Genomic DNA, 22,848 nt, shown 5'->3' on the forward strand with positions numbered 1-22,848 from the left:
TAGGCTTCCCGTATGAGTGCTGAACCGCGTCCAGACAAGCCCCAGAAGCCGGCCAGGCCGGCGGGCCGGTTCCGCCGGATGATGGAGCGGCTGTCCACCTCCCAGGAGGAGCTGCATTCGGCGGAGCTGCAGGAGGACGCAGAAGCGGCTGGGTGCACGCGGATCTGCGACTGCCACGACCGCCAGATAGTCAAGGTGACGGGCACCCTGCGGACCGTCACCCTGAGGCCGCGCGCGGGAGTGCCCGCACTGGAAGCGGAACTGTTCGACGGCTCGGCCGCGCTGGACGTGGTGTGGCTCGGACGTCGCTCGATCGTGGGAATCGAGCCCGGGCGGCGCATGATCGCCTCCGGGCGGATCTCGATGAGTCATGGGCGCCGGGTGCTCTTCAACCCGAAGTACGAACTCCGACCGCTCGGACAGGAGCACTGACGGTGACGTCACTCGACAAGCCCACCACGCCCGAGGGCCCGGTGGGGGACGACCAGAAGGCCGTGACGCAGGCGGCGCTGTTCGACGCCTTCGGCGGCATCCGCGGGACCGTGGAGACGATGCTCCCCGGCCTGCTGTTCGTCATGATCTACACGATCAACAAGGACGTGAAGTCGTCCGCCATCGCGGCGGGCGCGGTCGCGGTCCTCCTCGTGGTCGTGCGGCTGTTGCGCAAGGACACCGTCAAGCACGCCTTCAGCGGCGTCTTCGGCGTCGGCGTGGGCGTGGCCTTCGCCCTGTTCACGGGCGACGCCAAGGGCTTCTACCTGCCCGGCATGATCTACGGCGCCGGTCTCGGCGTCGCGTTCACCGTCTCCGCGCTGGCCGGCTTCCCGTTGCTCGGCGTCATGCTCGGACCGGTCTTCAAGGAGAACCTGTCCTGGCGCACCCGCAACCCCGGGCGCAAGAAGGCGTACACGAAGGCCAGCCTGGCCTGGGGCCTGATCTTCCTGGCCAAGTACGCGATCCTCTTCCCGCTGTACTGGTGGGGCGACGCGACCCAGCTGGGCTGGGTCCTGATCGCGCTCAAACTCCCGCCGATGGTGCTGGCCGTCTACTTCACCTGGCTGTTCCTGGCGAAGGCGCCGCCGCCGATCGACGTCATCGCCGAGTACGAGGCCGAGGAGGCCGCCGAGAAGGCGGCCAAGGCGGCGCGCGAACGCGGGGTCTGACGCGGCCCCGCACCGCGGGTGTACGCCGAAGGGGCGGAGCGGCCGGTCGGCTGCTCCGCCCCTTCGGCGTACGCGGGTTCGGGTTCCCCGGCCCCGGTTCCTAGTTCCGGGCCTGGAGGAGGTCCTCCAGCTGTTCCTCGCGGGCCTGCGCCGCGACGAACAGCAGTTCGTCTCCGGGCTCCAGGGTTTCCTCGCCGTGCGGGGTGAGGACCCGGTTGCCGCGGATGATGGTGACGAGCGAGGTGTCCTCGGGCCAGGTGATCTCGCCGATCTGGGTGCCCGCGACCGAGGAGTCCGGGGGCAGGGTCAGCTCGACCAGGTTGGCGTCGCCGTGGCTGAAGCGCAGCAGCCGCACCAGATCACCGACGCTGACGGCCTCCTCGACGAGGGCGGACATCAGGCGGGGCGTGGAGACGGCCACGTCGACGCCCCAGGACTCGTTGAAGAGCCACTCGTTCTTCGGGTTGTTGACGCGCGCCACGACCCGGGGGACCCCGTACTCGGTCTTGGCGAGCAGGGAGACGACGAGGTTGACCTTGTCGTCACCGGTGGCGGCGATGACCACGTTGCAGCGCTGCAGCGCGGCCTCGTCGAGCGAGGTGATCTCGCAGGCGTCGGCCAGCAGCCATTCGGCCTGCGGCACCCGCTCCACGGAGATGGCGGTCGGTGCCTTGTCCACGAGGAGCACCTCGTGGCCGTTCTCCAGCAGCTCGCCCGCGATGGAACGACCCACGGCGCCGGCTCCGGCGATCGCGACCCTCATGCGTGTGCCTCCTCAGGCCCCTCGGCGAAGGCCGCCTCCACCTTGTCGATCTCGTCCGTACGCATCATCACGTGGACGAGGTCGCCCTCCTGGAGGACGGTCTGTGAAGTCGGCAGCATGGCCTCGCCCAGCCGGGTGAGGAACGCGACGCGGACGCCGGTCTCCTCCTGGAGCCGGCTGACCTTGTGCCCGATCCACGCGGCGGAGGTGTGCACCTCGGCGAGCTGCACACCTCCGCTCGGGTCGCGCCACAGGGGTTCGGCACCCGACGGCAGCAGCCGGCGCAGCATCTGATCGGCGGTCCACCGTACGGTCGCGACGGTGGGGATGCCGAGCCGCTGGTAGACCTCGGCGCGCTTGGGGTCGTAGATGCGGGCGGCGACGTTCTCGACGCCGAACATCTCGCGGGCCACGCGCGCGGCGATGATGTTGGAATTGTCACCACTGCTGACCGCCGCGAAGGCTCCCGCGTCCTCGATCCCGGCCTCTCGCAGCGTGTCCTGGTCGAAGCCGACACCGGTGACGCGACGGCCGCCGAACGATGCTCCGAGCCGGCGGAATGAGGTGGGGTCCTGGTCGACGACGGCGACCGTATGCCCCTGCTGTTCCAGGGTCTGCGCGAGGGCAGAGCCCACTCTTCCGCAGCCCATGATGACGATGTGCACGGCCGTCCTTCCGGCTGACAGCGACTCGCTGGTTTCCAGCCTCATTGCATGCTCTGGCTAAACAGGGTCTCAGACCATGGGCCAAGCTACACACGGGCGGTCACCAGTGTGACCATTTGGGGTCCAGGCGGTGCCTCATTGCCCCGAGAACGGGCGGGGGGTTCGTCAGCCCGATTTCGAACGCTTACGATCCTCTGCGTGTCCAAACTGACCGACGTGCCCAAACGGATCCTGATCGGCCGGGCGCTACGCAGCGACCGCCTCGGGGAAACGCTCCTCCCCAAGCGGATCGCCCTGCCCGTGTTCGCATCCGACCCGCTGTCCTCCGTGGCATATGCCCCCGGTGAAGTGCTGCTGGTCCTGTCGATCGCGGGTGTGTCGGCGTACCACTTCAGCCCCTGGATCGCGGCCGCCGTCGTCGTCCTGATGTTCACCGTGGTCGCCTCCTACCGGCAGAACGTCCACGCGTACCCCAGCGGGGGCGGCGACTACGAGGTGGCCAACACCAACCTCGGACCCAAGGCCGGCCTCACCGTGGCGAGCGCCCTGCTCGTCGACTACGTCCTCACCGTGGCCGTGTCGATCTCCTCCGGAGTCGAGAACCTCGGCTCGGCCGTCGATTTCGTCATCGAGCACAAGGTGCTCTCGGCGATGGTCATGATTCTGTTGCTCACGCTGATGAATCTGCGCGGAGTCAAAGAATCCGGAAACCTCTTCGCGATTCCGACGTACATCTTCGTCGGCGCCGTCTTCGTCATGATCGCCTACGGCGCCTACCGGGGCATCGTCCTCGACGAGACCATGAAGGCGCCCACGGCCGATCTGGAGATCAAACCCGAGCACCAGGGACTCGCCGGATTCGCCCTCGTCTTCCTGCTGCTGCGCGCCTTCTCCTCCGGCTGCGCCGCGCTCACCGGCGTCGAGGCCATCAGCAACGGCGTCCCCGCCTTCCGCAAGCCCAAGAGCAAGAACGCGGCCACCACCCTGGCCCTGATGGGCGCCCTGGCCGTCACGATGTTCTGCGGCATCATCGGCCTGGCCATGGCCAGCAACGTGCGGATGGCGGAGAACCCCGCCGCCGACCTCCTCCAGGACGGCGTCCCGGTCGGCTCCGACTACGTCCAGCACCCGGTGATCTCCCAGGTCGGCGAAGCCGTCTTCGGCGAGGGCAGCTTCCTGTTCATCGTCCTGGCGGCGGCGACCGCGCTCGTCCTCTTCCTGGCCGCCAACACCGCCTACAACGGCTTCCCGCTGCTCGGCTCGATCCTCGCCCAGGACCGGTACCTGCCGCGCCAGCTGCACACCCGCGGCGACCGGCTCGCCTTCTCCAACGGCATCGTCCTGCTCGCGGGCGCCGCCATGCTGCTGGTGTGGCTCTACGACGCCGACTCCACCAAGCTCATCCAGCTCTACATCGTCGGAGTCTTCGTCTCCTTCACGCTGAGCCAGATCGGCATGGTCCGGCACTGGAACCGCCACCTGCGCACCGAGCGCGACGTCGCCGCCCGCCGCCGGATGCACCGTTCCCGGGCCATCAACACCTTCGGCGCCTTCTTCACCGGCATGGTGCTGGTCGTCGTCCTCGCCACGAAGTTCACCCACGGCGCCTGGGTCGCCCTGCTGGGCATGGTGATCTTCTACGGAACGATGACCGCGATCCGCAAGCACTACGACCGGGTCTCCGCCGAGATCGCGGCGGCCGAAGGCCCCAGCGACGACAGCGTCCGCCCCTCGCGCGTCCACTCCATCGTCCTGGTCTCCAAGGTCCACAAGCCCACGCTGCGCGCCCTCGCGTTCGCCAAGCTGACCCGCTCCGACACCCTCGAAGCGCTGAGCATCAGCGTCGACCCCGTCGAGACGAAGGCCCTGCGCACCGAGTGGGATCGGCGCGGGATCAACGTCCCGCTGAAGATCCTCGACTCGCCGTACCGCGAGATCACCCGGCCGGTCGTCGAGTACGTGAAGGGCCTGCGCAGCGAGAACCCGCGCGACGCCGTCAGCGTCTACATCCCGGAGTACGTCGTCGGCCGCTGGTACGAGCACCTGCTCCACAACCAGAGCGCGCTGCGGCTCAAGGGCCGGCTGCTGTTCACGCCGGGCGTGATGGTCACCTCCGTGCCCTACCAGCTGGAGTCCTCCGAGCTGGCGAAGCGGCGGGCCAAGAAGCGGCAGGAATGGAACGCCCCGGGCGCCGTCCGCCGCGGACCGGTCGACACGCCCCGGCCGCCGAAGCCGCCGCGGTCGCCGCGGTCGAAGGACTCGGCGGGGAAGTAGCGGCGGCGGGGGGCCCGGCGCCGGTGGTGAAGTAGCGGCGGCGGGGGCCCGGCGCCGGTGGTGAACGGCCGGACGAGATCCACGTAAACTGGTGGGTCGGTCGTCCGGCCGTTTTCCTTTTGCCTTCCTTGATCTCCTGGAGCCTCCCCACCATGACCGAGCAGAACGAGAAGCAGTCACTGGTCGGGGAGGAGTTCGAGGTCGAGGTCGGGCCCGTCGCGCACGGAGGCCACTGCATCGCGCGCAACGCGGACGGCCGGGTCCTGTTCGTCCGCCACACCCTGCCGGGCGAGAAGGTCATCGCGAAGGTCACCGAGGGCGACGTCGACTCCCGCTTCCTGCGCGCCGACGCGATCACCGTGCTGGACGCCTCCAAGGACCGCGTCGCGGCCCCCTGCCCGTACGCCGGCCCCGGCAAGTGCGGCGGTTGCGACTGGCAGCACGCCAAGCCGGGCGCCCAGCGCCGCCTCAAGGGCGATGTCATCGCCGAACAGCTGCTGCGCCTCGCCGGGCTCACCCCGGAGGACGCCGGCTGGGACGGCACCGTCATGCCCGCCGAGGGCGACAAGCTCCCGGCCGGCGAGGTCCCGCAGTGGCGCACCCGCGTCCAGTTCGCCATCGACGACGACGGCAACGCCGGCCTGCGCAAGCACCGCTCGCACGACATCGAGCTGATCGACCACTGTATGATCGCGGCGCCCGGGGTCTCGGAACTCGGCATCGAGAAGCAGGACTGGCCGCAGATGGCGTCGGTGGAGGCCATCGCGGCGACCGGCTCCCAGGACCGTCAGATCGTCCTGACCCCCCGCCCCGGCGGCCGTCTCCCCCTCGTGGAGCTGGACAAGCCCGTCTCGGTGCTGCGCGTCGAGGAGAAGGACGGCGGCGTCCACCGCGTCCACGGCCGCCCCTTCGTGCGCGAGCGCGCCGACGGCCGCACCTACCGCGTCGGCATGGGCGGCTTCTGGCAGGTCCACCCGCAGGCCGCCGACACCCTGATCAAGGCCGTCATGCAGGGCCTGATGCCGCGCAAGGGTGAGATGGCCCTCGACCTCTACTGCGGCGTCGGCATCTTCGCGGGCGCCCTCGCGGAGCGCCTCGGCGAAACCGGCGCCGTGCTCGGCATCGAGTCCACGAAGCGCGCCGTGGAGGACGCCCGCCACAACCTGGCGGACTTCCCCCGGGTACGCATCGAGCAGGGCAAGGTCGAGCAGATCCTCCCGAAGACCGGCATCACCGAGTGCGACCTCGTCGTCCTCGACCCGCCTCGCGCCGGCGCCGGCAAGCAGACGGTCCGCCAGGTCGCCGGCCTCTCCCCGCGCCGCATCGCGTACGTCGCCTGCGACCCGGCGGCCCTGGCGCGCGACCTGGCGTACTTCGCCGAGGCGGGCTACAAGCCCCGCACCCTCCGCGCCTTCGACCTCTTCCCGATGACGCACCACGTGGAGTGCGTGGCGATCCTGGAGCGCGTGGCCAAGGACGCCTGAGCTGCAGGGTGGAGCCGTGCGCACGATGTGCGCTGTGCGCGTTGAGGGTGATGTCGTGACGCCCGGTTGACGCACACGAAGCGTTCTCTGATGGATCGTCAGTACGAAAAGCCGTCTCCCGCACCCGGGCTGCAGCCCGGGTGCGGGAGACGGCTTTTCCGCTGTTGGTGGCCCCGACGGCCGCCATGACGCCCAACCACCTCGGCCGCATCGACTACATCGACAAGTACGGTGTCGCGCTCCCGGAACCGAGGGACGCGCCCCGTTTCTGTTCACTGGTCCTGGAGTCGGCCCCACGGTGGCTCGATCTCGTGCTGTCGGTACGCGACCGGGGGCTCGGTCTCCCTTCGGGTTCGGCTCCCAGGAACGGAACTACGGCCGGCCGGTCCACCTGGCGGTGGGGCGCAAGTTCGGGCCCCTGGTCATCGAGTCCGTGTCGCCGGATCTGGTGGTGTGCGGCCATACCGACAAGCACTTCGTGTTCCGGTCGTTGTTCGAGGTCGACCCGGTGCGCCAGTGCGGCAGCTTCACCACCTAGGTCAGGCGTCGACCGTCAGGGCCGCGGGACCCGTGACACCCATCTTCGGCTCGCCGCCCCGGAGCTGGTCGTTGCCGTCCGAGCGCAGCTGGCGGATCGACTCCAGGCCGGCTTCGGCCGCCGGATCCTTCTCGGCGGAGACGATTGTCGCGAGGGTCGTCTTCCCGTCCTTGGACACCGCCTCGGGCGAGGTCGCGACGTTCTTCAGGGTCTCGTACCGTTTGGTCTGAAGGTCTCCGGTGATCTCCGCGACGGTGGCCTTGTCGGCATCCGTCAGTGCGGCGCCGTCGTTGCGCTGGAAGACCACGATGGCTGCCGGAGTCTCCTGCTGGGGGCCTTTGGAAGTGGATTGGGTGCGAAGCCGCGGGTTCGCGGCAGGTCAGCACCATTGGCCGCCCGTTGTCAGGGCGGCAGCGGCACAATGCCGGGCGTCAAGTCTTGTGTGCTGGGGCGGAATTGAAGGATCCGAGCTTGGTTGCCGACAGGTTGTAGACAGAGCCCCGGAACTCCCGTCGCCAACCGGCCCGGTCCGATCGCCCCATGTCACTCTTGAGGACATCCGGCCGGCTCTTCCCGTGCTGCGCGGAACCGGCTCCCACGGTTGCGCCGGGCAGGCAACCGGCTCCTCCCCCGTCCGGGGGAGACGGATGGCCCCCGTAGGTGGAGGTCCGGAGACTGGTCGGCGTCGTCCAGGCGCGCAGCCTGACTTCGGGCAGCCTCACGGGTTCCGCGACCCAGGAGGTCCTCCTCGTCGCCTCCTACGCCCCGTTGCTGGCCTGGGCCCCGTTCCTGGCGGTCTCGGCCCTCGCGTACCACCGGCGCCGGACGGTCGCGTCCCCGCGGCCGGAGCGGGTGCTCGAGCACCACTGAGCGGTAAGCCCTGCGGCGCCATTTCCGTCCGGCGCGGTGAAGCTCCATATGGAGGTATTCGATGGACGAATGCGCCACGACTGGTTGATATCCAGGGTTTAACCCATGTCGACTGACCTGCGGCGGTCCAATTTCCGGTTCCTCGGGGCGGGGGCGAGAGGCTTTCGCACACGCAGCGGCCTGGTCCGAGTGCCGCGGGAACACCCCGGGCCCCGGCCGTACTGCTGCTCGACCACCAGGGCACCGGGTATCCGATCGCGTGTCCTGAGTCCTCGATCATCAGCGCCGCCCGCACGGCGGCCTGCGCGGCCCTCGAGGCGGATGCCCTCACCCGGCACCACGGTCGCCCCCGCAGGGTCGGCTTCCTCGGCGTCCGCCTCATCGCGCGCTACGTCCACCTACCTCGCCGCCACGGGCTGGACGTCGGAGCCGAGGAAGCCACCCCGCACGACCGGGCGAGGAGCTGATCCGCGGGTCCGACCTGGTGGTCTTCGCGATGGTGCCGGGGTCCCCCACGTCACGGATCCCGCGTGGTTCGACCACAACCCGCTGGTGCTGCACGTCTGCCTGAGGGACCTGTCGCCGGAGATCCTGCTGGCCTTGACCAATATCATCGGCGACGTCGACCACTGCCTGAGCTCAGCCGCTACGGGTCGGGGGGCTGAGACGTGCCCATCGTCGACGCCCCTGAGCAGCTCAAGACCTGCACTCCACGAAGGACCTCCTGGAGGGCCGCACCGGCCCCGTCACCTTCGGCTGAACCGCCCCGCCGTGGCGCAGGGGCCCGGTCAGCCGTCCACGTTCGGGTGCGCCGTCGCGGCGGCGGCTGTTTGGTGCGTCGGGTGGGCTGAGGGATTCTTGTGGGGTGGGGAGGGGGAGCTGATGCCGGGGAAGCGTTATGACCAGCGGGTGTTGGTGCTCGTCGAGGTGCGGGGGGAGCGGCGCGACTGGGACGAGGCGGAGCGGGGGTTCGAGCTGCGGGGCTGGCCCGTCGTCGATTCCTTCGCGCGGGGCGAGGGCGCGTCGCGGGGTGTCCTGAGCGCGGACGTCCCGGCCCGGCTGTACTGCGTCGAGGTGCGGTTCTTCGGGGCGCGCAATCGGCGTACCGAGCAGGCGGCCGTCTGGCAGGTGCAGCGGCTGGCCCGGGCGGCCAAGCTGGAGATGTACGCCCGGCGCAGTGATCCGATGGACCGGGATCGGGAGCAACTGACCGGCTGGCGCGCGCATACGGTGGCCGGCAGGCCGAGCCGGGTACCGGTTCCGAGGCCGGTGACACCGACGGAACGACTGCGCCGCGCCGGGGCGGTGGCACGTGCTCGATTCTCGGAGGGGCGCGGCCGGCGCGACACCGGAACGGTGGTGACGGGCACGGCCTCGGAGGCTCGCCGGCTCTCCCGCATGACGCTGCCCGGCGGTTCCGCCCACGACGCCGACACCGACGTGAGGGCGCAGTACGGCCGGGAGCGCCCGCACATCGTGATGCGTCGCGAAGAGGACCAGCACCGTCGCACGGCGCGCGTGATGGCCTGGACCCTCGCCATGATCTTCTGTGCCGTGGTCGCCCGGCAGCACGATGGGGTGCGGACGTGGGTGTGGTCGGGCCTCGCGGCGTGGTGTCTTGTCCGGGGCGCCCGACTCGCGCACGGCGTGTTCGCGGCCGGGGGCCGCGCGGGGAGCCTCCTGGTGTGGGGCGCCGCAGCGGGGTTCCTCCTCGCCGTCGCCTTCGGCGCGGACATGGGGGACAGGCGGGGCTGGACTCCCGTGCAGATAGTGTCGGTCGTCGCCGTCGCGGCGACGACCGGGGGGATCTGGCTGTTGGTCCGCCAGTGGACGTGGGGCGAATGGCTCGCCTGGGCGGCGCCGGTGGCGTTCGCGCTCGTGGCGTCCTGCGTGGTGGCCTCCGGGTCGGTGATGCACGCGATGTACGCGGACAGTCTCGATGTGACCCCCGATGACCTCGATGTCCCCGCGATCTGGCAGGCCGCTTCGGCGTTGAAGCTCCTGAGCCTGCTGAGCTTCATCCTGTTCGTACCGGCGGTGTGGGGCATCGCGAAGCACGTGCACGCGCCGATCGTCAGCCCCATCGAGCGGCTCGGGGTCCCCCTGTACGTCGTCACTCAGGCGGTGGTGGTGGTGTTGTGCGGGCTCTGGGCGTTGGACTCGGCGGGCGACGCGGTGAAGGACCTGCGCGCCGCCGCGGCGCAGAAGGCGGACCTGCCCTCCTACTTCGGCGTGGAGCCGGAGTGGATGTGCGTGGAGCCGACCGTCCCCGCGGCGAAACTCAGCAGCCGGGGCGGCACCCTCAACCCTGAGCGGCCGTACGTCTCGTTCGGCGAGGCCGGGGGAACGGTGTCGCTGTGGGACGAGCCGGCGGGCAAGGCGCTCCAGATGCCGGCGGAACAGGTACGCCTCGTGCCCGCGGTGGACGGTCGGGTCCGGTGCGCGTTCTCCTACGCGAGCCTGCCCAAGGGGGACTGACCCACCCTGCGGTCCCCGGGGCCGGGGCGTTGGACGGCGTGGCCGCGGTCGGGGCCCCCGTCGCGCTCGACTGACGGGCCTCGGACGGGGACGCGTAGCGTGGGGGGATGCGCAGACTTCCTTTGCTTGCCGTGGTGTTCGACCGGGGTTCCGCCAGCGCCGTTGAAGTGCTGGCCTCCGCACGCAAGTTGTGCGGTGTGGTGTTTGTTTGTGACGACGCGGGGGTCGCGACGGGGCTCGGGGAGGTGGGTGAGGTGTTGGACGTCTCCGGGCTCGGGGCGGAGGAACGGGCCAAGGCGCTCGCCGAGTTGGGCGTCGAGGGGATCACGACCTTCAGCGAGTACCGGCTGGCGTGGACGGCGGAGTTGGCCGCGGCGTGCGGGTTGGTGTTTCACAGTCCGGAGGTCGTCGAGGGACTCGTCGACAAGGAGCGGCAGCGGGCGCGGCTGCGGGAGGCCGGGGTGCAGTCGACGCGGTGCGTGGCCGTGAGGGTCGTGGAGGAGGTGCCGGGGGCCCTGGCCGAGGTCGGGCTGCCGGCGGTGATCAAGCCGCGGAGCGGCGCCGGGAGCGTGGACACCTGCCGGGTCGACACCCACGAGCAGGCGATGGAGCGGGCGGGTCGGTTCCTTGCGGGCGGGGGAGCGGAGTTCGTGGTGGAGGAGTTCCTGGCCGGGGATCCGGAGGCGGCCGGGCCGGGGTTCGGGGACTACGTGTCGGTGGAGTCCGTCAGTTCGGGCGGCGTGCTGCGCCACGTGTGCGTGACGGGGAAGTTGCCGCTCGCCGAGCCGTTCCGGGAGACCGGCATGTTTCAGCCGGCCTGTCTGGCGGGCGGGCTGGAACGGGAGGTGTACGCGCTGACGGAGGCCTCCGTGCGGGGGCTCGGCATCACCGACGGCGTGACGCACGTGGAGATCAAGCTGACGCCCGACGGGCCGCGCCTGATCGAGGTCAACGGTCGGATGGGCGGCTACGTCGGCGCCCTGTTGCGGAGGTCGGCCCGCTTCGACCTGCTGCGGGCCGCGCTGCGGGCGGCGCTCGGGATGCCGTTGGAGGTGCCGGAACCGTCCTTCGGCGGCGTCGAGTTCGTGTACTTCGTGACCCCGCCGGCGACGGAGGGCGGGCAGACCCTCGCGGGGGTGAGCGGGCTGGACGAGGTGGCCGCGCTGGAAGGGGTCTGGCAGGTCAAGGTGGATGCCGAAGCGGGTCGGGAACTGCACTGGCGGGCCGGTACGGAGGGCCATCTCGGCACGGTGCACGGGGCCGTCGCCGACCACGCGGCGCTGCGGGAGACGGTCGCGGCCGTCGATGCCGCGATCGTGTTGGAGTACGTGTAGTCGACGCCGCACTCGGCCCGCACCCGGGCCGGCTGCGGCGTCGACCGGAGCCCCCCGCCCCCTACAGCGGGATCGTCGGGTCCAAGGGGTCGCGCAGCCGGCGGGTCACCAGGGGGCGGACCGGGGCGGCCCAGGGGGTGACGCGCCACCACGTGGTCGGGAGCATCGTGCGGAAGAGGCGGAAGTTGCGGCGGGCGGTGGGCGTCGGGCGCAGCGGGACGCAGGAGACCAGGAGGGCCGCGCGCAGGGCGCGCAGGTGGGTGGCGGGCCGGCGCGAGGCCAGCAGGGTCTGGGCGAAGGCGTTGCGGTAGGCCCACCACATCATCTCGCGCTGCTCCGCGCCGATCTGCTGGCGCGTGTTGGGCTCGCCGGCGTGCGGGTCGGCGGAGTGCGCGAGGTCGGCGGCGAGGTGGTGGACGTACCGGTAGCGGTCCGCGATGCGCCACAGGAGGGTGCCGTCGAGGCCGAGCCCGTGACTGAAGTCGAACGGTAGCCGGTTGGGGAGTTCCTCCTCGAAGGCGTCGAGCAGGTCGGCGCGCCGGGCGAGGGTGCAGGAGGCACTGACCGGTACCTGGTCCTCGACGGTGGCGGAGCGGATCAGGAACTCGAGGGAGTCCATGGGCCCCTCCTGCCGCCGGTAGCAGGTTTCGGGCTCCTGGTAGTGCCATGTCATCGCCGTGAAGACGAAGCCGGTGCGGGGCTCGCGGTCGAGGACCTCCACCGAGCGGGCGACGGCCTCGGGGGAGATCCAGTCGTCGGAGAAGAGCAGTTTGACGTATTCGCCCTCGGCGAGTTCCACGGCCCGGCGCCAGTTCCGCACCCGCGATATCACGGAATCGTTCCGGTATGCCCGGACACGCGGATCGGATTCGGCCAATTCGGTGATGACGTCCCACGTGGAGTCGGTGCTCGCGTTGTCGACGACGATGACTTCAATGTCGCTAAAGGTCTGTTCGAGGGCGCTCCGCACCGCTCGCTCCACCTCCTGCGGGCGGTTGTACACCGGCACGCAGACGCTGACCCTGGCCATTTGCGACACTCCTCGACTCGTGGGGCGTCATCTAACCACAGGGGCGTCAACCCTCCCCGGGTGAAGCCGTCTTGGTGATCCCTCCATGGATGATCTTGAGGTCTTGACCTTTCGTTCACCGCATGTTTGGTTTGGTCCGCACTCGGTTCGCACTTCTCCGTCCTGATTCGACCTAAATGGACGGATGGTTGTGTGCGGACCGTTGTCCATTTCTTGGGGGAAAGTCTCTTGCCGTCTGCTGATAATTCCTTCGCGTTCGTATTCTGTGGCGGCGGACCCGCCGGACTCGGACCGATCGTCACCGCGGCGAGGAACGGCCGGCTCGGCGAACTCCTCGACCGGGGAATCGCCCTCGTGGAGCCCGGACCGCTCGGCCCCGGCGGCCTCGCGCACTACCGCATCGGCGCGAACTCGCTCGGCGGCCCCTTCCTGGAGTGTCTCGACGGACTCGGGGACGACTCACCGTTCGCCGCGCTGCGCGACCTGCCCGAGACCGCGCTGCTGCGCGGGCACGCCGACGAACACCCGCCGCTGTCGGTCGTCGCGCCGTTCCTCACCCGCCTCGGCGCGGTGGTCCGCGCACTGCTGGAGGCCCACCCGCGCTGCGCGTACGTCGCCGACCGGGTCGACGCGATCGCCCTCACCGATGACGACGGGGTCGTCGTCACCACCGGCGAAGGTCGGCAACTGCGGGCCCGCCGTGCCGTGATCGCCACCGGCGGCCGGCCGCTCGCCGGGTTCGACCGTGCGGAGATCGTGCCCGGGCTGAGCCTGGCCCCGCACCAGGACCGGGTCTTCCACTCCGAGTCGTTCATCGACGCCCGCCGCCGGCTGCCCGCCGCGCACGGTCGGGCCGTGGTCGTGGGCGGCTCCCACAGCGCCTGGTCCGTCGTCGACCTGTTGGCGTCCGACGCGGCCGAGGTCACCCTGATCCACCGCAGCGACCTGCGCCTCTTCTACAGCGGCGCCGAAGAGGCGCGGGCCGACGGCTACGCCTTCGACCCGGTCCTCGACGTCTGTCCGGCCAACGGGCGCGTCAACCGCTACGGAGGCCTGCGCGGCCGGGCCCACGAGCTCGCCGCCGCCGCCCTCGGCCTGCGGGGCCCGGGCCCCGCCCCCGTGCGCCTGGTCCGGGCCGGGGCGCCCGGGGCACCGGACGCCGCCCGGCAGGCCCTCGCCGAGGCCGACGTCATCGTCATGGCCAACGGGTTCGAGGCGAACCTGCCGCGACTCAGCCACCCGGACGGCGCCGTGCTCACCGCCGCCACCGGCCCCACCGGCACCGAGGTCACCGACCAGGGACACCTGGTCGACGTCCACGGAGTCCCGCACCCGCGCCTGATCGCCTACGGGCTCGGCGCCGGACTGGCCCCGTCCGCCGAGGTGGGCGGCGAGCCCAGCTACACCCGTCGGGCGGACGGCGTCTGGCTCTACCAGCACGACATCGGCGAGATCGTTCTCGCCGACCTGCTGCACCACGTGACGACTACGGGGGAGATCCACGCATGAACAGGCCCACCAAGGCCGTTGTCCTGGCCGCCGGCCTGGGCCGCCGACTCGGACTCGACACCGCCAAGCCGCTGCTGACGGTGGCCGGCAAGCCGATCCTGATCCGCACCCTGGAGAACCTCGCGGCGGCCGGCGTGCGCGAGGCCGTGCTCGTCGTCGGCTACCTCGCCGACGAGGTACGGACGACCGTCGGCGAGAGCTTCGCCGGCATGGACGTCAGCTACATCGAGTCCGACGCGTTCCGCACCACCAACAACGCGTACTCGCTGTGGCTGGCGCACAAGCACCTCGACCAGGACGTGTACCTGGTCGAGGGGGACGTCGTCTTCGACGGCGAACTGCTCGGCGCGCTCGTCGGGGCCGAGGGCGACGTGGTCACCGCCGTCGCCCCGTTCCGGCCGACCATGAACGGCACCGTCGTCACCCTCCGCGAGGACGGCACCGTCGAGGAGATGCTGCTGCCCGCGCGACAGGGACCCGAACTCGACCTGGCCACGACCTTCAAGACCGTCAACGTGCACCTGCTGCGCGAGCGGTACCTGCGCGAGGAGTTCGTACCGGCGCTGGAGGCCCTGATAGCCGACGGCGGGCACGGCGCCTACTACGAGTTGGTCATCGCCGACACCGTCACCGCCGGTCGCTTCCCGGTGCGCGGCGTCGACTGCGGGGCGGTGCGCTGGTACGAGGTCGACGACCTGACCGACCACGGCGCCGCCGAGTACCTGTTCTCCGCCTCCGACGACCGCCTCACCATGCTGGAGAACCTGCACGGCGGCTACTGGCGCTACGACCTCATCGACCACCGCCTGCTCTACAACCTGTACTTCCCGCCGACCGAGCTCGTCGACGAACTCGCGCGGGACTTCCGCGACGCGCTCGTGCACTACCCGATGGGCCACCAGGCGCTCCAGCGGCTGCTCGGCGCGGTGGTGCGCCAGCCGTCCGAACGGCTCGTCGTCGCCAACGGGGCCTCGGAACTCATCAAGATCCTGGGCGGTTTGCTCGGCCGCGTCGGGTTGGTCGTGCCCGGCTTCAACGAGTACGAGGCCGTCTTCGACGAGGCCGACATCCACCGCATCCACCTGCCGGCACCCGCCTTCACCATGGACGCGGCCCTGGTCGCCGAGGAGGCCCGCCGGGCCGGTGTCGCCGCGGTCATCATCACCTCGCCCAACAACCCCACCTCCATGGCCGTGCCCCGTGCCGACCTCGTCGACCTGGCCCACCGCCTCGCCGATCACGACATCCGCCTCGTCGTCGACGAGTCCTTCGTCGACTTCTGCGCGCCCGGCCACAGCCTGGAGCCGGACCTCGCCGAGCTCCCCGGCCTGACCGTGGTCAAGAGCATGAGCAAGGTCTACGGCATCGGCGGACTGCGCCTGGGCTACCTGCTCTCCGCCGACCTCGCGTTCGTCGCCGCCGTCCGCGCCGCGCTGCCCATCTGGAACGTCAACGGCTTCGCCGAGTGCTTCCTGCGCCTGCTGCCCCGCTACCGCGACGCGTTCACCGCGAGCTGCGCCCGGGTCCGCGACGACCGTGACGCGATGGCCGACCTGCTCGCCGGGCTTCCCGGCGTCGAGGTGTACCCGCCCGACGCCAACTACGTGATGGTGCGGCTGCCCGAAGGCGCCTCGGCCCTCGACGTCGTGCGCCGCACCTTCGCCGACCACGGCATCCTGATCAAGGACTGCGGCGGCAAGTCCATGCCGGACGGGGACCGTTACCTGCGGCTGTCCTGCCGCACCCCCGACGAGAACGCGGCGCTGACCGCCGCCCTCGCCGCCGTCCTCGCCGAACGCCCGGCCCCGATGGCCACGGGCGCCCCCTGATGGCCGCCGCGCCCCCGCCGGCCGTGCATCCGTCCCGACGCGACGAGATCCACGCCGCCCTGAGGTCCGTACTGGGCCCCACCGACCGCCTGTTGGTGCTGCACTCCTCACTGTTCGCGTTCCGCACCGACGTGCGGGGGCTGCGCGGCGACCTGCTCGCGGCGCTGCGCGCGCTGGTCGCCGAGGGCGTCACGGTGGCGCTGCCGGCGGTCACCTTCGAGTTCTGCCGCACGAAGGAGTACCACCACCGCACGTCGGCCCCCACCACGGGCGTCCTCGTGGAGTGGTTCCTCGGCCTGCCCGAGGTGCGCCGCACCCCGCACCCCGTGTACTCCTTCGCGGTCGCCGGCCCGCTCACCGACGAGCTGATGGCCTGCCCCCCGGACACCGCCTTCGGCGCCGGCACCGTCTTCGAGGTGTTCGAACGCCACGACGCGCGGATCGCCACCCTGGGCGCGTCCTGGAACTCCTGCACGCAGGTCCACCGCTACGAGGAACTCGCCGCCGTGCCCTACCGGCACCCGATGACCGTCAGCGGCACGGCGGACTTCGGCGCGGGCCCCGTCCCCGTCGACCTGGAGATGATCGTCCGCGACACCGCCCTGCGCTCCACCCTGGACTTCGCCCCGGTCTTCGACCGGCTGCGCGCCGACGGGGCGATGACCACCGGCGAACTCTGGGGCGCCGCCGTCGAGTCGGTCTCCACACGCGACCTCGCCCGGGTCTGTGACGCCCTGATGGGCGACGACCCCTGGGCCCTGTTGCGCGAGGCCCGCGTCATCGAGCACCGGGCCCGCACGCTCGCCGCCGAACCCGTACGGCTGGCCCTGCTGGGGTCGCGCAACCTGGAGATCCTGGCCGCCGAGACCGCCGCCGAGGCCCGGCGGGTCCTGGGCGACGCCCCGTACGCCCTGCACGTGCCCGAGTACGGGACGCTCGGCCGCGAGGTCCACGACCCGGGTTCGGCCCTGCGCGGCTTCGACCCGCACGCGAGCTTCTTCACCGACCGGCTGGAGGACGTCCTCGGCGTCGACGAACCCGGCACCGCCGACGGTGAGCGGCTCGGCGCGGCCCTGGAGCACTACACCGACCTGGTGCGCGCCTACGCCGCGACCACCGACCGGCCCGTGTTCGTCGTCTCGTTCGCCGAGGTCCAGCCGTACGCGGTCGACGCCGCCCCGGTCGTGCGCGAGGCCGGCCGGCTGCTGCGCGAGGCACTGGCCGACCTCGACCACGTCCACGTCGTCGAGCCCGCCGCGATTATCGCCCGCACCGGCGGCGGCCCGCTGGTGGACCAGCGGCTCTGGCTGGTCGGCCGCGTCCCGTACGGCGCCGCCATGAGCCGGGCCCTGGCCCGCAGGTTCTGGGGGCTCACCCTGTCGGTGACCGGCCGCACCGCGCGGGTCGTCGTCACCGACCTCGACAACACGCTGTGGCACGGCATCCTCGGCGAGGACGGCCTCGACGGCATCCAGATCGGCACCGACCACCCCGGCAACGCCCACCTGCGGCTCCAGCGGGCCCTGAAGTCGCTGCGCGCGCAAGGCATCGCCCTCGCGGTGTGCAGCAAGAACGACGAGGACCTCGCCCTGCGGGCGCTGCGCGAACACCCCGCGATGGAACTGCGCGAGGAGGACTTCGTCGCCACCGAGATCGGCTGGCGACCCAAGGCGGAAGCCATCGCCGACATCGCGGAGCGTCTCAACGTGGGCCTCGCCAACGTCCTGTTCCTCGACGACAACCCGGTGGAACGGGCCCGCGTCCGCGAGTTCCTCCCGCAGGTCGTCGTCCCCGAACTCCCCGAGGACCCCGCCGGATACGCCGACGCGCTGCTGGACAGCCCGTTCACCACCGTCTTCGGCGTCACCGACGCCGACCTGCGGCGCACCGAGCAGTACCGGGCCCGCGACCGGGTCGAGCGCCGGCGACGAGGCTTCGACCGGGTCGAGGAGTTCTACGCCTCCCTCGGCACCGAACTGCACGTCACGCCGCTCACCGAGGGCAACGCGGCCCGCGCCGCGCAACTGTGCGCCAAGACCAACCAGTTCAACACCACCACGCTGCGCCACACCCGCGCCGAGCTGCGCCGACTGGCCGACGCCCCCGACTCGGACGTGTTCGTCCTCGCCGTCGCCGACCGGTTCAGCGCGAGCGAGGACCTCGGCCTGCTGATCCTCTCCCACGAGGGCGCGCACACCACCGTGGACGGCTACCTGCTGTCCTGCCGGGTCCTGGGCCGCGGCGTGGAGGCCGGCGCCCTCGGCTGGCTGGCGGCCGCGACCACGGCGCGCGGAGGCACCCGGCTGTCCGGGCGGGTGACGCCGACCGAACGCAACGCGCCCTGCCGCACCGTGTTCGCGGACGCGGGCTTCGCCCCGGGCGAGGCCGACGGCAGCTGGCACCTGGACCTGACCGGCGAACACACCGCGCCCCCGTGGCTGCGCGTCATCGACCACACCGAGGCGGAGAACCACCGTGCATGACTTCGAGCCGGGCGACGTGGCCCACGGCAGCCACACCTTCACGGCGGCCGAGTTCACCGCCTTCGCCGCGGTCACCGGCGACCACAACCCCGTCCACCACGAAGCGGAGCACGCCGACGAGGCCGGTTTCGACGGCCCGATCGTGCCCCTCGTGATGGTCCTCGGACCGGTCTCGGCGCTGATCGGCATGGTCATCCCCGGGCCCGGCGCCGTCATCCTCGACACCGCCTTCCGGCCCGTGCGGGCCGTCGCCTTCGACCGGCCCGTCGACTACTCCCTCAAGGTGGACGCGGTCAGCCCGGGCACCGGGGTGCTGACCTGCCGGGTCGTCGCCCACCAAGGCCGCGAGGTCGTCCTCGAAGGGGAGGTCCGCACGACCGTACGGGCCCCGCGGCCCCGCCCCGACGACACCACCGGCGGCCGGTTGATCCCCGCGGGCGCCGCCCGGACCGCCGTGGTCACCGGCGCGGCCGGGGACATCGGCTCGGCCGTCGCCCTCGAACTGGCCCGCCGGGGCTGGGACCTGGCCCTGCTGCACCGCGGCGGGGCCGAGGACCTCGTACGCCGCTGCGAGGAGGCCGGCGCCCTCGTGCACTCGGTGACGGTCGACCTGGCCGAGCCCGCCGACCGGGCGAAGGCCGCCGCCGAGCTGGCCGCGCTGGCACCCGTCGCCCTCGTGCACGCGGCGGCCGCGCCGCTCGCCGCCGGACACCGGGAACACCTGGAGATCGGCTACGCCGCGCTGCGCGACCTCGCCGAGGCCGTGCTCGACGGGATGCTGGTGCGCCAACGGGGCAGCGTGGTCCTGCTCGGCTCCGAGGCCACCCGCTACCACCCGCGCGGCTGGTCCGACTACATCGCGGCGAAGGCCGCCGCCGAGAGCGTCCTGCACGGCATCGACCGCCGGCACGGGGCGTACGGGGTGCGGGCCGTCGTCATCGAACCCGGCTACGTCCAGGGCCGCTACTCGGCCGCCGTCCGGCCCGCCGGGATCGCCCTGATGCCCGAGGAGGTCGCGGAACTGGTCGCCGACGAGATCGGCGACACCCGGGCGCCGGCCCGCCGGGTCCGGCTGACCACCGACGGGATCACCACCGTCGACCTCGACGGGAACCCCGGGGCGGCCCCGGCCGCCGGCGCCCCCAGCGCCGCCGCCCGGACGGCGACCGCCGGGGCGCCCGGGGCGCCCGCCGGCGCCGGACCGGGGCCGGCGGGACCGTCGGGCCTGGAGGACCGGGTCGAGGCCGCCGTACGCGGTGTCCTCGGGACGACGGCGGACGTGCGCGGCGGGGGCGTCGGGCTCACCGCGGGCTGGGACTCCCTGCGGCAGATCCAGATCGTGCTCGCCGTGGAGGCCGAGTTCGGGATCCGGTTGCCCGCGGCGAGCCTGACGAGCGCGGGGCGCTTCGACCGGCTGTGCCGGGCCGTCGCCGAGCGGACGGGTGTCTGAGCGTGCCGTCAGTGCCAGCAGCCGCAGCCGGCCGGTCCGGCGGTGAACGGCGTGTCCGCGTCCGGCTCGGCGGCGACCGCCCCGGGCGGCGGGGACAGGGTGAAGTCGCGGGCCGGGTCGACGTCGTCGAACGAGCCGAACAGGTGGGTCGCCGGGAACCAGTCGCCGAACGGCGCGCTCGATCCGCCTATCCCGATGAACTGGCTGCCGGTGGCCACCGCGGCCCGCAGGTCCCACGGCCCGTCGCCGACGCACACCACGCGCTCGAAGTCGCCGCCCGCGCGGTGGACGGCCTCGCGCACCAGGTGTTCGCGGTACGTGTGCTCGCCCGCGGTGGACACCGGCCCGCTCGCGCCCAGCGGCGCCAGCTTGGCCGCCGTGACCTCGCGCATGCCGCCGGTCGCGAAGGCCACCTCGTACGCCTCGTCCTCGGCCAACCGGTGCAGGAACGCGGCGGCGCCCGGGAGTTGTTCCACGCCGTCCGCCGCGGTCGCCGCGACGAAACGTTCGTGCAGCAGGTCGGCGAAGCGCTGCGTCTGCGCCGCGTCGGGGAAGCGGCCCTCGTTCGCGCGGAACACCTCACGGAAGATCCACGAATCGGTGTGGTGACGGTATCCGCTCCACCGCGCGTCGATCTCGGTGAGTCCGCTGTCGCCCAACGCCCCGAGGAACGCCGCCTGATGGGCGGCGACGCTGTGCAACAGCGTGCCGTCGATGTCGAACACGATCAGGGTGGTCATGGCCTGCTCCCTCGGTCGAACGCACTGAAGATCCAAAAGCGTAGGGGAAGGGACTGGACATGTCGCTGAAGGAGAGTGGATCCGCCGTCCGGACGATCACACTGGACGCGTCGGCCGTCACCGCGGCGCGGGCCCTCGCCGCAGCGGCGGACACCACGGCGGAGGGGATCCTCGGCACGGCGTGCGCCGCCCTCGTGGCCCGGATCTGCCGCCTAGACGGCCCGGACGGGCGCGCCGGCGTCACCGCGCCCTCCGCCGCCCCGCCCGCGGTCCTCCTGCCCGACGGCGGCGCGGAGTTCGTCCTCGGCGCGGAGGTCGCCCCGCACGCGGCCGAGGTGATCGCCGCCCGCGCGGGCCGGTTCGTCGCCGCCGCGCTGGCCGCGCCGACGCGCCCCCTCGACGCGGTCGAACTCGTCGACGACGCCGACTGGGCGCTCCTGTCGCGGTGGTCGCGGCCGCGCACCGCGCCCGCCGCCACCGAGGGCGGGGCCGCGGCCGGCGCCGCCGCGCACCTGATGTTCATCGACCGGGCCCGCCGCCGGCCGGACGCCGTCGCCGTCTCCTCGCGGGGGGCGACGCTGACCTACCGCGAACTCCTCGCACGCGCCGCCGGCATCGCGGACGCGCTGATCGCCCGGGGCGTGCGCCCGGGGGATCCCGTGGGCCTGCTCTTCGAGCGCGGCGCGGACTCCGTCGCCGCGACGGTCGCCGTCGCCCTGGCCGGCGCCACCGCCGTACCGCTCGACCCCGGCTACCCCGAGCCGAGGCTCGGGCTGATGCTCGCGGGCCCGGGCGTACGCCTCACCCTGGCGGCCGGTCCCGTCGACATGCCGGTCGGCGAGGTCCTCCCGCTCACCGGGATCGCCCCCCGGACCGGGCCCCTCGACGAGAACCCGCCGCCCGCGACCGGGCCCGGGTCCGCACCCGCGACCATCATGTACACCTCCGGGTCGACCGGCCGGCCCAAGGGCGTACGCCTCACCCACCGGGGCATCGCCCGGCTCGTCCACGACGAGCGCCTCGACTTCGGACCCGGCGACCGCGTCCTGCACCTGGCCCCCGCCACCTTCGACGCGGCGCTCCTGGAGGTGTGGTGCACGCTGGCGCGCGGCGCCCGACTGGAGATCGCCCCGCCCGGGCCGCTGACGCTGGCCGAGCTCGCCGAGGTGATCACCGAGCGGGGCATCACCGCGCTGTGGCTGACCGCCGGCCTGTTCCACCAGATGGCGGAACACCGGCCGGAGGCCTTCGCGGGCGTACGGCGGCTGTTCACGGGCGGCGACGTCGTCTCGCCGCACCACGTGAACGCCGTCCTGTCCCGACACCGGGGCCTCTCCCTGGTCAACGGCTACGGCCCCACCGAGAACACCACGTTCACCTGCTGCCACCTGCTGGACGCGCCCCTGCCCGAGGGCACGCCCACCGTGCCCGTCGGCACCCCCGTGCACGGCACCCGCGTGCACGTCGTGGACCGCGCCGGCCACCCCGTACCGCCCGGTGTGCCCGGCGAACTGTGGGCCGCGGGCGAGGGCCTCGCCGACGGCTACCTGAACCTGCCGGAGCAGAGCGCGGAACGTTTCCCCGTGCCCACCACCGGCCGGCTGGCCGGCACCCGCTGCTACCGCACCGGCGACCTGGTCCGCTTCCGACCCGACGGCTCCCTGGAGTTCCTCGGCCGGGAGGACGGCCAGGCCAAGATCAACGGCCACCGCGTCGAACCCGGCGAGATCGAACAGGCCGTGCTGGCCCAGCCCGGGGTGCGCGGCGCCTGCGTCCTGGTGGAGACCGACCCGCTGGGCGGCAAACGCCTGGCCGCCTACATCGCCGGCGACGACCGGGGCCTGGCCAAGAGCGTGCGCGCGGGACTGCGCGCCGCGCTCCCCGGCTACCTGGTGCCCGCCCGCTACGTCGTCGTCGACAGACTTCCGTTGACCGCCAACGGCAAGACCGACCGGAACCGGCTGCGCGCCGGAGAGAGCGAGTCCCGATGAGCACGACCGCACGCGAGACCACCCGGGGGATCTGGACCGAGGTCCTGGGCACCCCCATCGACGACGAGGCCGACTTCTTCCTGCTCGGCGGCCACTCCCTGCTGGCCACCCAGATGGTGGCCCGCCTGGAGGCGGCGCTGGGCGTCAAGGTCACCATGCGCGAGGTTCTCGACCACCCCGAGTTCGGCGAGTTCGCCGACCTGGTCGCCGAACGCGCCGACACCGCAGCCCGAACCGTCTAGCCGAA

Annotated in this window: 18 protein-coding genes and 2 pseudogenes; 15 read left to right on the plus strand and 5 right to left on the minus strand. The window is 72.1% G+C overall.

The genetic code is table 11. From position 1 onward, the window contains the following. The first annotated feature begins 12 nt into the window (after positions 1-12). Positions 13-432 (plus strand): OB-fold nucleic acid binding domain-containing protein, encoded by a 420-nt coding sequence (locus AB0D46_RS16515; protein WP_362878016.1) that lies wholly within the window; start codon positions 13-15, stop codon positions 430-432. Positions 433-434: 2 nt separating this feature from the next. Then, complete coding sequence (locus tag AB0D46_RS16520) at positions 435-1,163, plus strand: DUF3159 domain-containing protein (RefSeq protein ID WP_362878017.1); 729 nt, start codon at positions 435-437, stop codon at positions 1,161-1,163. Between the two features lie 100 nt (positions 1,164-1,263). Here the strand turns inward: AB0D46_RS16520 and AB0D46_RS16525 are convergent, their stop codons facing one another. After that, a complete protein-coding gene (locus tag AB0D46_RS16525) occupies positions 1,264-1,926 on the minus strand; it encodes a TrkA family potassium uptake protein (RefSeq protein ID WP_362878018.1) in 663 nt (220 codons plus the stop codon). Beyond that, positions 1,923-2,591 (minus strand): TrkA family potassium uptake protein, encoded by a 669-nt coding sequence (locus tag AB0D46_RS16530; RefSeq protein ID WP_362878019.1) that lies wholly within the window; start codon positions 2,589-2,591, stop codon positions 1,923-1,925. Before AB0D46_RS16530 ends, AB0D46_RS16525 begins: the two co-directional genes overlap by 4 nt. A 198-nt stretch (positions 2,592-2,789) precedes the next feature. Between AB0D46_RS16530 and AB0D46_RS16535 the strand changes: the two genes are divergently transcribed. From AB0D46_RS16535 to AB0D46_RS16545, 3 genes are all read left to right on the plus strand, one after another. Next, complete coding sequence (locus AB0D46_RS16535; RefSeq protein WP_362878020.1) at positions 2,790-4,865, plus strand: APC family permease; 2,076 nt, start codon at positions 2,790-2,792, stop codon at positions 4,863-4,865. 152 nt (positions 4,866-5,017) lie between these two features. Then, positions 5,018-6,349: a class I SAM-dependent RNA methyltransferase gene (locus AB0D46_RS16540; RefSeq protein WP_362878021.1), complete on the plus strand. Its 1,332-nt coding sequence runs from the start codon at positions 5,018-5,020 to the stop codon at positions 6,347-6,349. Between the two features lie 397 nt (positions 6,350-6,746). Then, positions 6,747-6,887, plus strand: a complete 141-nt coding sequence (locus AB0D46_RS16545) for a hypothetical protein (protein WP_362878022.1) — start codon at positions 6,747-6,749, stop codon at positions 6,885-6,887. Between the two features lies 1 nt (position 6,888). Here the strand turns inward: AB0D46_RS16545 and AB0D46_RS16550 are convergent. After that, positions 6,889-7,218 (minus strand): annotated as a pseudogene (locus AB0D46_RS16550) (MMPL family transporter); the annotation flags it as partial. Positions 7,219-7,547: 329 nt separating this feature from the next. On the opposite strand from AB0D46_RS16550, the gene AB0D46_RS16555 reads away from it, so the two are divergent. The 4 genes and pseudogenes from AB0D46_RS16555 (at position 7,548) to AB0D46_RS16570 (ending at position 11,569) form a co-directional block, all read left to right on the plus strand. Then, positions 7,548-7,757 (plus strand): hypothetical protein, encoded by a 210-nt coding sequence (locus tag AB0D46_RS16555; RefSeq protein ID WP_362878023.1) that lies wholly within the window; start codon positions 7,548-7,550, stop codon positions 7,755-7,757. Positions 7,758-7,948: 191 nt separating this feature from the next. Further along, positions 7,949-8,393: pseudogene (locus AB0D46_RS16560) on the plus strand (2,3-diaminopropionate biosynthesis protein SbnB); the annotation flags it as partial. 246 nt (positions 8,394-8,639) lie between these two features. Continuing rightward, a complete protein-coding gene (locus tag AB0D46_RS16565) occupies positions 8,640-10,235 on the plus strand; it encodes an NnrS multi-domain protein (RefSeq protein ID WP_362878024.1) in 1,596 nt (531 codons plus the stop codon). Between the two features lie 107 nt (positions 10,236-10,342). Continuing rightward, complete coding sequence (locus tag AB0D46_RS16570) at positions 10,343-11,569, plus strand: hypothetical protein (protein WP_362878025.1); 1,227 nt, start codon at positions 10,343-10,345, stop codon at positions 11,567-11,569. A 61-nt stretch (positions 11,570-11,630) separates the two neighbouring features. On the opposite strand, the gene AB0D46_RS16575 is transcribed toward AB0D46_RS16570, so the two are convergent. Then, positions 11,631-12,599: a glycosyltransferase family 2 protein gene (locus tag AB0D46_RS16575; protein WP_362878026.1), complete on the minus strand. Its 969-nt coding sequence runs from the start codon at positions 12,597-12,599 to the stop codon at positions 11,631-11,633. A gap of 228 nt (positions 12,600-12,827) precedes the next feature. On the opposite strand from AB0D46_RS16575, the gene AB0D46_RS16580 reads away from it, so the two are divergent. From AB0D46_RS16580 to AB0D46_RS16595, 4 genes are read left to right on the plus strand one after another with little or no spacing between them, the layout of a single operon-like run. Continuing rightward, on the plus strand, positions 12,828-14,108 hold the full coding sequence (locus AB0D46_RS16580) for an FAD-dependent oxidoreductase (RefSeq protein WP_362878027.1): 1,281 nt from the start codon (positions 12,828-12,830) through the stop codon (positions 14,106-14,108). Then, positions 14,105-15,937 (plus strand): aminotransferase class I/II-fold pyridoxal phosphate-dependent enzyme, encoded by a 1,833-nt coding sequence (locus AB0D46_RS16585; protein WP_362878028.1) that lies wholly within the window; start codon positions 14,105-14,107, stop codon positions 15,935-15,937. Before AB0D46_RS16580 ends, AB0D46_RS16585 begins: the two co-directional genes overlap by 4 nt. After that, the gene (locus AB0D46_RS16590) at positions 15,937-18,420 is read left to right on the plus strand and encodes an HAD-IIIC family phosphatase (protein WP_362878029.1); all 2,484 of its coding nucleotides are present in this window, start codon (positions 15,937-15,939) and stop codon (positions 18,418-18,420) included. The genes AB0D46_RS16585 and AB0D46_RS16590 overlap by 1 nt, the downstream gene beginning before the upstream one ends. Further along, positions 18,413-19,870 (plus strand): SDR family NAD(P)-dependent oxidoreductase, encoded by a 1,458-nt coding sequence (locus AB0D46_RS16595; RefSeq protein WP_362878030.1) that lies wholly within the window; start codon positions 18,413-18,415, stop codon positions 19,868-19,870. The genes AB0D46_RS16590 and AB0D46_RS16595 overlap by 8 nt, the downstream gene beginning before the upstream one ends. An 8-nt stretch (positions 19,871-19,878) precedes the next feature. Here the strand turns inward: AB0D46_RS16595 and AB0D46_RS16600 are convergent, their stop codons facing one another. Beyond that, on the minus strand, positions 19,879-20,610 hold the full coding sequence (locus AB0D46_RS16600) for an HAD family hydrolase (protein WP_362878031.1): 732 nt from the start codon (positions 20,608-20,610) through the stop codon (positions 19,879-19,881). Between the two features lie 59 nt (positions 20,611-20,669). Here AB0D46_RS16600 and AB0D46_RS16605 point away from each other — a divergent pair, with 59 nt between their 5' ends. Then, positions 20,670-22,601, plus strand: coding sequence for an amino acid adenylation domain-containing protein (locus AB0D46_RS16605; RefSeq protein WP_362878032.1), 1,932 nt, complete (start codon positions 20,670-20,672; stop codon positions 22,599-22,601). Next, positions 22,598-22,843, plus strand: coding sequence for a phosphopantetheine-binding protein (locus AB0D46_RS16610; protein ID WP_362878033.1), 246 nt, complete (start codon positions 22,598-22,600; stop codon positions 22,841-22,843). Before AB0D46_RS16605 ends, AB0D46_RS16610 begins: the two co-directional genes overlap by 4 nt. Positions 22,844-22,848: the final 5 nt, after the last annotated feature.

The organism is Streptomyces sp. NPDC048383 (assembly GCF_040651775.1).
Lineage (GTDB): Bacteria > Actinomycetota > Actinomycetes > Streptomycetales > Streptomycetaceae > Streptomyces.